This is a genomic window from Bacteroides faecalis, from assembly GCF_003865075.1.
Classification (GTDB): Bacteria; Bacteroidota; Bacteroidia; order Bacteroidales; family Bacteroidaceae; genus Bacteroides; species Bacteroides faecalis.
Map to the genome: position 1 here is coordinate 123155 of NZ_BHWB01000008.1, position 13452 is coordinate 136606.

7 protein-coding genes and 2 pseudogenes are annotated in these 13452 nt (G+C 40.3%); 4 read left to right on the forward strand and 5 right to left on the reverse strand.

Features of this window, described 5'->3' with window-relative positions; all coding sequences use genetic code 11:
- Positions 1 to 2 precede the first annotated feature (2 nt).
- From EJF25_RS14425 to EJF25_RS14440, 4 genes are all read left to right on the forward strand, one after another.
- The gene (locus EJF25_RS14425) at positions 3 to 701 is read left to right on the forward strand and encodes a DUF4843 domain-containing protein (RefSeq protein WP_125041755.1); all 699 of its coding nucleotides are present in this window, start codon (positions 3 to 5) and stop codon (positions 699 to 701) included.
- Positions 702 to 715: 14 nt separating this feature from the next.
- The gene (locus tag EJF25_RS14430) at positions 716 to 2233 is read left to right on the forward strand and encodes a PKD-like family lipoprotein (RefSeq protein WP_125041756.1); all 1518 of its coding nucleotides are present in this window, start codon (positions 716 to 718) and stop codon (positions 2231 to 2233) included.
- A 2-nt stretch (positions 2234 to 2235) separates the two neighbouring features.
- On the forward strand, positions 2236 to 3441 hold the full coding sequence (locus EJF25_RS14435; RefSeq protein ID WP_125041757.1) for a thioredoxin family protein: 1206 nt from the start codon (positions 2236 to 2238) through the stop codon (positions 3439 to 3441).
- Positions 3442 to 3640: 199 nt separating this feature from the next.
- Positions 3641 to 5302 carry an IS1182 family transposase gene (locus EJF25_RS14440; RefSeq protein ID WP_125040504.1) on the forward strand — a complete coding sequence of 554 codons (1662 nt, stop codon included), beginning with the start codon at positions 3641 to 3643 and terminating at the stop codon, positions 5300 to 5302.
- A 143-nt stretch (positions 5303 to 5445) separates the two neighbouring features.
- Here the strand turns inward: EJF25_RS14440 and EJF25_RS14445 are convergent, their stop codons facing one another.
- The 5 genes and pseudogenes from EJF25_RS14445 to rlmH form a co-directional block, all read right to left on the reverse strand.
- Positions 5446 to 9438: an SUMF1/EgtB/PvdO family nonheme iron enzyme gene (locus tag EJF25_RS14445; protein WP_125041758.1), complete on the reverse strand. Its 3993-nt coding sequence runs from the start codon at positions 9436 to 9438 to the stop codon at positions 5446 to 5448.
- Between the two features lie 28 nt (positions 9439 to 9466).
- Positions 9467 to 10042, reverse strand: a pseudogene (locus tag EJF25_RS14450) (cupin domain-containing protein); the annotation flags it as partial.
- A gap of 43 nt (positions 10043 to 10085) precedes the next feature.
- On the reverse strand, positions 10086 to 11864 hold the full coding sequence (locus EJF25_RS14455) for a YncE family protein (RefSeq protein ID WP_125041760.1): 1779 nt from the start codon (positions 11862 to 11864) through the stop codon (positions 10086 to 10088).
- A gap of 14 nt (positions 11865 to 11878) precedes the next feature.
- Complete coding sequence (locus EJF25_RS14460) at positions 11879 to 12679, reverse strand: IclR family transcriptional regulator (protein WP_125041761.1); 801 nt, start codon at positions 12677 to 12679, stop codon at positions 11879 to 11881.
- A 201-nt stretch (positions 12680 to 12880) separates the two neighbouring features.
- A pseudogene (gene rlmH, locus EJF25_RS14465) lies at positions 12881 to 13355 on the reverse strand (23S rRNA (pseudouridine(1915)-N(3))-methyltransferase RlmH).
- Positions 13356 to 13452 lie beyond the last annotated feature (97 nt).

Sequence of the window (13452 nt, forward strand, 5' to 3'; positions counted from 1 at the left end):
TTATGAAGAAATTTTTATTAATAAACATATGGGCTATGCTGATCGGCTTTAGCCTTTTGGGATGTCAGGAAAATGAAAGAATGTTGTATGAGGAAAAACCTGCTGTCTACTTTAGCACTGTGACAGAAAAAGATAGTATTTTCTATTCTTTTGCATCCGGTTTGAAAGATGAAGATGTAGTCTCTATTCCGGTACGGATTATCGGAACTTCTGTCGATAAAGATCGTTCTATCTCTGTGGAAGTAGATCCCGTATCGACTGCTAAAGAAGGGGTTCATTATAAAAATCTGTCAAAATCAGTAGTTTTGGAAGCTGGTAATATAGAAACAGCTATCAATATAACTGTGATGAATGAAGATTTGAAGAATGGAGATGTGAAACTGATTCTGAACCTGAAGTCAAGTGAGGATTTTGATTTGGGATATGCCGGTTCGCTGAAGGCGAAACTGGTGATCACAGATCAGTTGGTTAAACCTTCTTATTGGGATATGCCTCTGTCATTATACTACGGAGCTTATTCAAAGGCAAAACATCGTTTATGTATCCAATTGCAGGGATTTGATTTTCCGGAAGCACTGGATTATGCGGTAATAGCTGATTATATGTCTTACGGTCGTATGGTTTATAGTTATCTGACGCAGACTCCTATCTGGGACGAAGATACGCAAGCATGGATTACAGCTGATTGGTCACCACTTTAATAATTTATAATAAGATGAAGAAATTAATAGTATATATAATGCTGCTCGCCTGCTGGGCATGTGTGGACGACACTACGAATGAGAGCTTTCATACGCTTAATGATGTTATCATTGAGGGGATTGAAGATGAATATACCGATGTGTATGTAGACAACTTATTTAGTATTCATCCTACACTAAAGACTACATTGAATACGGAAGCTGATCTGAGGTTCTTTTGGATTGCTTATGACAAATCGACCCGTTATGATGCAGATACACTTTCAAAAGAAAAAAATCTGGATGTAGTGATCCGTCTGACTCCGGGAGAACATACAATGAAGTTCAAAGCTGTCAGCACAGTGACGAAAATCTATTATGAGAAAGAGTTTACGGTGAATGTGGTGAATGAATTTACTAATGGATTGATGATTCTTGCGGAAACGGATGGAAAAGCCGTACTTGACTTCTGGATTCCCGGTAAAGATGAGGTTGTAACGGACGTTTATGGTAAACTGAATGACGGTGATGTGCTAGGTACTCACCCTAAACGAATTTATTTTAATAAATACACCACAGATGTCACCAGTGAGGTGTTGGTAATGTGTCAGGATGGAGAAGGAGGAAAGGTGCTTGATAATATCACTTTAACCAAACGCAGGGATTATAAAGATATGTTTTTTGGTATCGTTCCTGATGAAATAGTGCCACAGGCTTATTATAAGAGTTCAATGCGCGAATATCTGATAGATAACGGATTGGCTTATGATCGTGCTACGAACACTCAGGTTCCGAGCACGACGGTAAAACCGAGTTTGTCAGTGCAAGGATCAACTTATGAAATAGCCGACAATGCTAATTTTATAGATGATGAGGATATGGTTAGTCGTATGGTACTTTATGATAATCAGAATACTTGTTTTTATTCTATTTTTAATATAACGACTGCTTTCCTGACGAAAGTAACTAAAACAAGTGGTTTTACATATGTCAATGGTGGTTTCTTTAATCCGGATCAAGTAGGAATGAAATGTTTGTATGCAGGTATTACTTCGCGTAGTTCGTCCGGAGATAAAGAATATCTGGGAGTGTTTGAGACTCCGGAAGGAGAGAGACATTTATTGAAGATGGGAATTGGATTTTATACAGATGGCACACCTTCCTCTTATTTTAAAGATTTAGGTAATGAGGTTCTTACTTGTGAGAACATCGCTACAGCTAATTCATTCACTGCTTCCGCTCTTTTCTCCGGTTATTTATTTTATGTAGCTGGCAGTAAAGTTTATGTATATAATTCGGCAAGCTCCACTGGTGGGGTAATATATGACTTGCAAGATGATGCGGAAGGAGGTGCCCAATATGTAATTGATCATATTGAAGTAGAACGCGGTGGAAATCGTTTGTGGGTAGCATTCCGTGACAATAGCTTGTCGGAAAAGAGAGCTGGCTTCTGTGGCTTAACTGTTAATACGGATGGTGGGCTTAGCTTGAAGCGTACTGTATTCCATCCTAATTTTGCTGATCGTATAATGGATTTTGAAAGTAAATATTGATTATGAAGAATAGATTAATAGGACTGTTGTTATGTTTGTCGGCATTTGTCTTAGTAGCAAATGCCCAGCAAATTTCATTTGTGAAGAATTGCTCTTGGGAAGACCTGAAAGCACGTGCCCAAAAAGAGGATAAACCGATTTTTGTAGATGTATATACCTCTTGGTGTGCTCCGTGTAAGAAGATGGCGGCTACAGTCTTTAAAGATCCTGAAGTAGTGGCTTATATGGATAAAAATTATATTTCTATTCAGTTGGATGCGGAAAAAGAAAAGGATCATGGTTTCTTCACTAAGTTCCGTCCGGGAGCTTATCCATCTTTTTATTGGTTGGATAAGGACGGTCAGTTGCTGAGTACTAAAACTGGAGCTATGCCCTCAGAATTATTCTTGAAATCTTGTCAGGATGCCAAGACCGGTTCATTGGGCAAACAAATAGACGAGTATAATCAAAAGTGGAAGTCGGGTAATAGGGAAGATGACTTTGTCGAAAAATACCTGTTTGAGGTATTACCGCAAGTGTTTCCAGATTCGGTGCGTCCGCTCTTCAACCAGTATTTAACCGGATTGTCTCCTGAAAAACTGAAAAGTCCGAGAATCGGTAAACTTTTGTGCCGTTTCACTCGTACTATTGAGAATGATAAAGTATGGACTACTTTGTTAGAATATAATGATGTTTATTCGTCTGAGCTTGATAAATCTCTTGATTTTGACAGGTATATGTATATGAATCTGATACGGATACCGATGTCGGTACGGACAGAAGAGACGAAGTACCGTTCGTACATGGATTTGATTGAGAGTAAAAACTTTCCTAATAAAGAGTTGTATATGAGCTTGATTCAAATGGAATCTAAGATATTTGACGGTAACTATAAAGAAGCTCTCGCTCAGGCGACCGCTATTGGAGCAGCAAATGAGAAGATTCGTCCTTATTTGTATCGGGAAATGATCTATACTTTTATTATTGGCAAGTTTTTTGTTGAAACCTATACTCCTTCCAATGAAGAAAAGCAAGCTATCATAACCTTGACGGAAAAAGCGTTTGAACTGACCCCTTCAAAGAGCACAGTTTCTTATCTGGCCGCTGCCTATGCGAGAAGTGGTGATTATAAGAAGGCTTATGAGACATTGGCTATATTACCTTTCCAGGGAGAGCCGACTTTGAGTAATGCTGTTTATGGTTTGCTGAATTTGCCTCGGAAAAGATAGCTTGAAAGATTGATTGTAGATTTGAGTAAGGCAGTTTCATCCAGCCCCCCTTCCCCCATGTCCTGTTTTACCCAATCTGTGTGAGGTTGTGTCAAAATGCTGGCACAACCTTTTTTTATGCGCAAAGCCCAGACTTTCGCAAGCCCGGGCTTTGTTATTACCCAAAATTTTTGTAACTTTAGGCATAAAGTTTTTCGTTATGGCAAAGTTACATTTTCGTCCTTACATTCCCAACCAAACAGTTCTTTTTCCCGGAAGAATTGATGAGAACATAGCATCGAACGATCCGGTTCGCATCGTTAATACAGTTGTTGATAATCTCAATCTTGACAATTTCAAGAAGCTTTATAAAGCAACCGGTCGTTGTCCTTATCATCCTAAAATGATGCTCAAGGTAATTATCTACGCCTACATGAACAATATCTATTCGTGCCGCAAAATAGAGAAGCTTCTCCTACGTGACATCCATTATATCTGGCTTTCCGGTAATGAACATCCGGATTTTATTACCATCAACCGTTTTCGAAACCGTGTAAAAGAAGAAATAAATACCGTATTTACGCAGTTGGTTCTTGTCCTTGCCGACAAAGGTTTTATCAGCCTTGACGTAGAGTATATCGACGGTACCAAGATTGAGTCCATGGCCAACAAATATACTTTTGTCTGGCGCAAGACAGTCGAAAAGAACCGTACAAAGCTGATGGATAAGATCCGCATTCTCCTGGAGCAGGTAGATGAAGCCATAGCCCAAGAGAACTCCTCCAAAGACACATCCGTAGAGTTCACTCCTGCCATGCTCTCAGATATAGTGAATGAACTTAAAGAGGTGCTGGAACACCAGCCTGTAACAAAGGACAAGGAACAAAAGAAAGTCATCCGGGAAAAGAAGAAACAGGTCCGGGAACTTGAGGAGTACCGTGACAAGCTGATGGAATACGACAATCACCTTGAAGTCCTTGGAGAACGTAATTCCTATTCTAAGACCGATCCTGATGCTACATTCATGCGTATGAAAGAAGACGCCATGAAGAACGGGCAGACCAAGCCCGGGTATAATTTACAAACAGGTACTGAAAACCAGTTCATCATAGACTTCCGGCTGTTTCCCAACCCCACCGATACGCTGACCCTGATCCCTTTCTTCCACTCCTTCCAGCACCGCTATAACCGCTTACCGGGTATCGGTGTGGCAGACTCCGGTTACGGCTCGGAAGAAAATTACCGGTTCATGCAAGATAATGGGATAGAAGCCTTTGTCAAGTACAACTACTTCCATAAAGAACAGCGTCCCCGTTATACCCCCAACCCATTCCATGCGGAGAGTCTCCATTACAATGCGGGGGAGGATTACTACGTTTGTCCTATGGGGCAGCACATGAACCGTATAGGAACCAGACGTGACAAAACAGCGAGCGGATACATCTCCGAAAGTGCCCGGTATAAAGCACAAAGATGCGAAGGCTGTCCTTTGCGTGGCAGTTGCTTTAAAGCCCGGGGGAACCGTATTATAGAAGTCAACCACCGGTTAAACCAATACAAAAGGCAGGCACGGGAAAGGTTGCTCTCAGAAGAAGGAATCAGGCATAGGGGCAGGCGGTGTATAGAACCGGAAGCCGTTTTTGGACAAATGAAATACAACATGGCATACAGAAGGTTCCGGCATATGGGAGAAGACAAGGTGACAATGGACTTTGCCTTCTTTGCCATAGCTTTTAATATCAAAAAGATGTGTGCAAAACTGAGAAAGGCAGGAAAGGAGTTCATTACACTTGCTAAATCTATATTTATTGGGCTATTTATAACTCGATACAACGGGAATATAGTAACTTGTTACCAAATGAATGAGAAAAAAGCGGCATAGCCAAAAGAAAAGATAACAGGACTATAAATTTTAGAAAAAGGTTGTGCCAACGTTTTGACACAACCTCACTTTTTGGGTGGGATCAGTTGTTTGATTGAATAGGTTGGATGTTTTATCTTTCCATCATTGAATTTGGGATTTAATTATTCTTCAATAATCATGCGGAAACCAACGTTAAACACTCTCTGATATGGATAATAACCTTTACGTGAGTATGAGGTGGAGAACTTCGGACGTTCGATATACGAACCTCCACGTACAGTCTTATATTCGGAAGATGATTTCGTTGTTTCTTTATATGGATAAGGTAAATAGTCGGAGCGTGTCCACTCTGCAACATTTCCATGCATGCAATACAGGCCGAATGGATTTGCTTCGTAAACCTTTCCGCCAACTTGAACCAGATTCCCGTCATCAACACTTTCTTCTTTCGGTAGGAAAGTGTAATACTGGTACCAGAAATCAGATTTAGACATAGGTTGCGGGTCTATACCCGAAACGGCTAACAACAATGTTGTCTTATCGGCCATATTGTCCTTTTTACCAAAATCCGTATGCAAGTCACCATACCAGAAATCCTGATCGCTACCGGCACGACAGGCCCATTCCCATTGTGCTTCGGTAGGAAGGGTGATCTTCAGACCGGTTTGCTCACTCAATTTTTGGCAGTATTCCATTGCATCGTTATAGCTGATACGGATTACAGGCTGTTCCGGTTTATTTGCCGGATAACCTTGAACTACATGGTCTTTCCATTGTTGGTCCACAAAACGGCTGTCATGTTCCGGGAAAATAACGCGGTATTGTTCGTTCGTTGTTTCCAGTTCCGCCATCCAAAATGCTTTCTTTATTTTTACTTTACTGGTAGGACGGGCATCCGGTTCGCCATTGTTATTTCCCATAACAAATTCACCCGCAGGAATACGGACGAAAGTAATTTCCACTCCCGGAGCTATCTCAACGACTTTACGTGTTTCTTTCTCATCAGCCAACATGGCTTTCACCTTGTCTCCATCAAATGGCCATCCTTGGATTTTGATCTCTTTTTCTTTTCGGGTCACTTCTTTTTCAGGTATTACAGGAGTTATCGTACCTTGTTTCTTTAAATATTCGGCATATTCGGTGATTTCTTTCTTCCAGTCTACGCCGGAACCGCCTGCATATTTATTATTCAGTTCTATACGACGTTCTACTTGGTCAAATCCTTTGTATGGGAAATACTTCAATACGTTTGCGTTGAAATATCCCTTGTCCGGCGCATTATAGTCAATCCAGTTATAGAGTGTCTTCCATTCTTTGTCTGTCAGTTTTACGTTGTAATGCCCCTTCTTCAGGAGTCGAACTAATTCGCTTGTATTGGGATGATATTCATAAGGTTGCAATACCACCATATCTCCTTCCCCTCCTTGACGATGCACGTAGGGGTGTAGATTTAAATAAGAAGTACCGTATCCCTTTTTATCTTTTTTCCCACCACGTAAATCAAACGCTTTTCCTTCTCCGGTGTGGCAGGCAATACATGCTCTGTCTAAGATGGGTTGTACTTCCAGGTCGAAAGTAAAGGAACGTTGTCCACCTTCCGGTAAAGTAAGGGAAGACGGGGCTTTCTGTGAAGCGATGACTCGTTTGGGAATAGGGATCTGATTTTGGTTTTCATGGCACCCTACGCAAGATACAATCTCACCCGGTTGTCCGGTTACCCAGCTACGCATCCACTGAATGGCTACTCCTTCTTTATCCAATGGCTGAATAGAAATAGGAGTATTGGCAGGAACCTTGAAAATAACGGAACCGTCTTCTTCTACCGGAACTGTACCTAACAAGCGTTTGATATCCCATCCGGATTGTATACCTTGCCAGTTATGGTCTGATTCTGTATTGACATACGCATATTCGTAAGCATGCAGGCGGAGGGATTTTACTGTTCCCCGGGGAATACCTCTCAATCCTTCTCCTTCATAAATATCTTGAATAAAGAAGGTCGCTTCTTTATCTTCCAGTTTTACCCGGTCGGGAATGGCAGGTGGAGTCATTGTTTTACGTACCAGAATCGGACTGATATATCCTTCTCCTTCTGCTTGCATCAGGCAAGTTACATTATCATAGATATCTACCAGATAAATTCCCCATAATGAATTAGGGGTTAGTTTGGCTGCAACCAGAAAATATTTATCACTTAAAGGAGCCGGTTTAATGAATTGCGGCCAGACATCATTTACGAGTTCGTCTTTTATAAGTTCCTGGATCGGACGATTCCGGTGAGGTATTTCCTGAATCATACCGGATATTCCTTTACGCCCTTTGGTGGGATCAAATAATATCAGACGTCCGGAGCGGGCTATGCCATGATGACCGGATATGATTCCGATAAATGCGGAACCATATCCCGGCAAAGGTTGCATGTCAAACGTACTGTTAGGGAACATGGAACCACTACCGTAGAGTGCTTTGTTCTCTGTTCCATCCGGATTCATGTGCATCACAATACGGGAATAATAATGTGTAAGGTCTGTGTATTCCCAGCGTGTGTACATGATGCGTCCGTTATTCATGATAGTCGGATTCCAATTGGCGTCTTGGTCGAATGTCAGACGGCGCATACTTTTGTCTTTCGGGTTATAAAGTACCATGTTTCCTACTGCGTCGGAACCATTTACGCATGGTACTCCTTGATATCCGATATTGGAGACAGCTACAATACGGCCATCAGGCAGATAAGTTCCGTCATAGAATTCCAGGTCCGGTTCTTCATTTTCTAAGAGAGGTTTACAACCGGTTCCGTCTAGTTTCGCTTCAAATATATTCCACCGTTTATCACTTTGTAATTGGGAAAACATTACTCTGTCTCCTTCCCAGTGGAGCTTTAGGTCGGAAATGGAAGAACCGTTGGAGGGTTTATAAATACAACGTGTCTTGATGTCTCCACGTAAATTGGAAAGTTCAACAATCTCTGCATCAAAACCTTCCCGGCGGGCTGATTCTTGATTACTCCAGTTATTGGCTTGTGTTCCTAAATCGGGAGCCATTGCCTGACGAGCCGTCATTCCTAATTTAAAACGGGCGGCAACTATTTTATTGGTATCTAATAACGTATTTCCCAATAAGATCTCATGTTTGTATTTCAATGCTTTACGAGCATCGGCTATTGCTTGCTCATCTCCGCTATAAATACCTTGAAAGCCTTTCTTTTCAAGTCGGAATAATTCTTTCAACAAGGGTTCATACTTGTTGATGTCATATCCCGTTTGCTTTTTCATATCGTCGAAAGCTCCTTGAACCGAACCAACATTGAGCCATGCCAGTTCCTCTTGAAGTTGGTATATTCCTTGAATTTTATACAATAATTCCAAGTACTTGCGTATCTGTACATTTATATCTTTCTCATTAGCTATTTGCTTGGCTACATCGGCGTAATAGACTTTATTCTTTAATTTTTCAATCACATTCTCTACTGCTTTTCGTTCAATCGATGCATCTGGACTGATAATCCATTTCTCCAGATTTTCTACAGCCATAGATAACATTGCCATTTCATGCGGATATTGATTTACCAATTCTTTAATGACAAGATTGGGGGCAATATTCATTGCTGAAAAGTAGGCGCTTCCATTTACGGATGCATCATCAATCCCAACTTCTGCTTCGAATCGGATATATTGTTCCTGAAGCGGATAGATCAATATTCCATCCGCATGACAAAGGACGCCATGTTCATATTTCTTGCCGGCAATAACAATGTCGTTATCGTATATATTTTTATTTAGCTTAGGATTTCCCCAGCCTGTAACACTGTATTCATAAGAAATGTTATCCAGCCAGACAGCTGTACCATTGGGTTTTATCAGACGTGCATTTGCCCAGACAGCATGGTCGTAACTTGAACCGTCCGGTCCGCCGGAAGTGACAAGCACTAATTTATCCACTCCTTTCAAATCTACCGTAAAAGGTTCGGCTTTGCTCCGGTGCTTCATCCAGGTAGAAGTGACAGGCATTCCACGCTTTTTAAGCATTGTTTCTATCTCTGTTTTCGTCCTTACGCAAGCTTCGATCCATGTTTCTGCCTTCTTCTGTGAGGGAGTGGAGTAACCGACGGAAGAGATAAGCAAAAGAAGTGATAATAAATAAAATCTATTCATGTGGCAAATGATAAAGTATTACATCTTGTTATAAAGCAGCTATCGGATTAGTGAAACGCAAGCCATCATTATCATGGTAACATGCCCATTCGCTGACAACCGCACCTTCGGGACCCGCCATCATAAAATGATAGGTTCCCAATTCTTTTAAGCGAAGTACATCACCCACTTTCTGGATCATATAGTTTTTACTTTTGATAGGACCATGGCTAGCCGCAATGGTTGGAGCTTCGGGTGTTTCGTCTCCTATTTCTGAGAAGTTATAAACCCAGCCTTTTTCTACCATCCATGATTCGTGTTTGGCAGGGAAATTGGTTGCTACATGTGCATGTTCAGGAATCATCTGGTCGGGCAATAAATAAATGGCATGGGCGAAGTATTTATATTCGGGATCGTTTACCCAGAAAATACCACCCATCCCTACATGCTCAAAATCTCCCAGTCTAAAGTCTGTTACCCATATGTCTTTAGCCATTAGTTCTGTAAATGGTACTCCATAATATGCAAACATGTCTTTCATGGCTTCTATGGCAACATCTTGCTGAAATTCACCGTTCTTATAATAGTCGGCATTCGTGTACTTTTTTAGATACTTCATATTCTTTAGTGTTTAAAATTTTAGTAGTTGTTTTACTGATCAATATGGTTTATAATGAGTTCACATATTCGGTCAATGCTTCTATGTCTTTTTCGGATATCTTCTTAGAAATGCCATGCTTATGTACTTCGAAGACTTCTTTCATTGTTGCTGCACGCCCGTCAAAAAGATAAGGAGCTGTGCGCCATACTTCACGTAGGGTAGGAGTATCCCAACCTTTCTCGAACTCAATGTCGTCACCGATTCGGTGCATTTTCATGTCTGTATAATAACTGCCGCTATGACACTCTCCACATTGCAACCGATCAAATACTTCCTTTCCTGTTTTGGCTTTCTCCGATAGCTCTCCATTAACCAGATAAGGACTGCTAACAGGGCGAAGTGACTTTAAATAGGCATCCACACAGACTGCATCTTCCTCTGATACATCATAAAACTGGATAAAGTTAAAACCGGCTCTTACAGCACGTTCTGCATGTTCGCGAATACCGGAAATCATGTTAGGAGGAGTTACGTGACTGAATAATAAACTTTTGCAGTTCTTTGGATTACCTATTCCATCATTCATCAAGTCCCAGTTCATACCGTCGGTGCGTGCATCTCCCGGATGACAACCATTGCAACTCTGCCAATTTTGGAAACAATGTGACGCATCGTTGAAATAACGTTCACCTTTATTTTCTAAACTCTCTTCACGTCCGGGATTCATTTCTACGGTCATCAACTGATGGGTATTGATATCCATCATATTTAAAATATCAGCAAAGTATGTGGGAAGAATCAATTTGGTATCTGTCAGAACCATACTGCGTGGTCCGTTTCCCCGTAAAGGTATACGTTTACGTATGCCATAAAGGAATGTCAAGTCGTAATCTAATGCAGACTTATCGGGATAATTCAAAAACTTATCCAACATTGCTTTATGGTTGATAACGCTTACCTCATGCGTGCCGGAGTGGGAGATAAAGATTGATTGGTCATTGCAAACGATACTCCAGATACCTGCTGCTCCACGTTCCGGTTCGTCCACAACCACAGCTCCCAGAAATTCTTGTTTAGCGACGTCTATAATACTAAAGGCACTTGTATTCATCCATCCTTGTTGCAGCTGGGAAGTGGGTACTGTGAACCGTCCGAGATTATGTGAGACATAGATATATTTCCCATCCGGAGTAATGCAAATTCCACGTAATGCGTTGCTACCATTAGCTAATTGGATATCTTTTACTTTAGTAAATCGATCTACTTTTATTACGGAAATACACGCTGCTACATAATTGACATCAGCCCGTTGTGCGGGTAGGAAATTTGTGACATACAGATATTTACCATCTTTACTTAATACGGCTGACTTGGGTTCTCGTAATACATTTACTGTCGCTATTACTTCTTTTTTCTCTATATCGACTTTAGATACTGTATTCTGAAACTGATTACATACATAAATATACTTTTTATCCGAACTAAACAAGGGATAGCAAGCTCCTGAACCGGTAATAATTGACTTCTCTACTTTACCTGATTCCGAAGATAATATCTGTAAACGTCCTATGGTTTCAAAAGTTGTTACATATATTTTGTTACCGTCCGATAAGATTCCTGTTGGAGTATCATCCAACTGAAAAGAATGTAAGAGCGTTTTTCCATCAGGAGAAAAGATATCGACCTTTTTAGTTCCTTTTTCTGCAATCAATAATTCACCTTTTTCATTTACAGTAATGCTTGTTGGAAACAGGGGGGAAGTTCCAGCCGAAAGAAAAGCGATATTGGAAAAAATAAGGCAAATCAGCCATACGTATCTTAATGTACCTTTATACTTATTTCTCATAATAATATATCGTGTTATCGTTTACTGTATCCTAGCTCTTCCGAAATCTCCAATGCAATTTTCTTGATACAAGCCGCTGAAGAACGAATCACTTCTTTGGATAAACGGTCTTTAGGTCCGGAAATCCAGATTGCCCCACAAGGATAGCCTATATAATTAAATATAGGAGAACCGATACAGATCACTCCGGTGAGTTCTTCTTCATTGTCTATTGCATATCCATGTTTGCGCACTATTTCTAATTCTTTTAAATAGTCTTCACATGAAGTGATGGTCCGGTCATTGTAACGTGTAAATTCCATATATGATAAATACCGGTCTCTAACATTATTGGGAAGATAAGCCATGATTGCTTTTCCCGGAGCAGAGCAATGCAATTCAAAAAGTTTTCCCGGTGAGAGGACGAAACGAAACGTATGGTTTCCTTGTGCCTGTTCAATGAAGATTCCTTTCTTTTCTCCCAATACTCCAAAGCAGGATGTTTCCTGCACTTCATCTCTTAAATCACGTAAACGCGGTAGAACGGTTTCCAATAAATTATGCTCATTCAATGACCGAAATCCCAATGTCAGTAATTTCCTGGATAACTTATAACGCTTTGTGTCATCATGATAAACCAAATAATCCAACCGAACCAATGTACTTAAAATACGATAAGCAGTGGTTTGAGAAATATCAAGAATGGATTTAATCTCTTGAAGGGTTTCTCCCCGAGGACAAAGGGACAGATATTCAAGTATGGCAATCCCTTTTTCTAAGTTTGGAACCTTATAATTCTCTTTGCTTTTTTTCATATTTGGAATTGTATTTTTCATATTTGAAATATTGTTTCAGATTTGAATCAAATATAAAGGCGAGTAGATAAAAACAAGAGAGAGAGATGCAAAAAGATATTAAATATGTCGTAGAGCATAAAAAGAAGCTATATCAAAACTGATAGTCGGTATTTTGATATAGCTTCATTTCTGCAAATTACCATTATAGGTTTAAATTGGGGGAATGAAGGGGAATGCTTTTTATTCGTGATGATAAGGTCCTCCGTTCAAGATGGTCATTGCCCGATAAATCTGTTCTACAAAGATCAGTCGGATCATCTGATGCGAAAAGGTCATCTTCGACATTGAAATCTTTTCGTGTGCTGCCTGATATACCTTTTCAGAGAAACCATAAGGTCCTCCGATGATAAATACCAGTCGTTTGTTTACTGTATTCATCTTTCGTTTCATGTAATCGGCAAACTCTATGGAGCGCATCTCTTTGCCATGTTCGTCGAGTAATACAATGACGTCTCCCGGCTGCAAAGCTTTAAGAATCAGTTCACCTTCTTTTGCTTTTTGTTGATCCATAGAAAAGATTCTTTGTGTTTTTTAGTTCGGGAATTACCTCCATATCGAACGAAAGAAGATATTTCGTCCGTTGAATATAGTCATCTATAGCAGTAATAAAATGTTTTTCTACGGTTCGTCCAACGACGAGCAGAGTTGTTTTCATGCGCCTGTTATTAGGATTACAGCACAAAAATAGGCATTTTTTATGTTATTCTGCAATTAATGCTTACCTTTGCCTATCATTAGGTGAAAGTTTAATG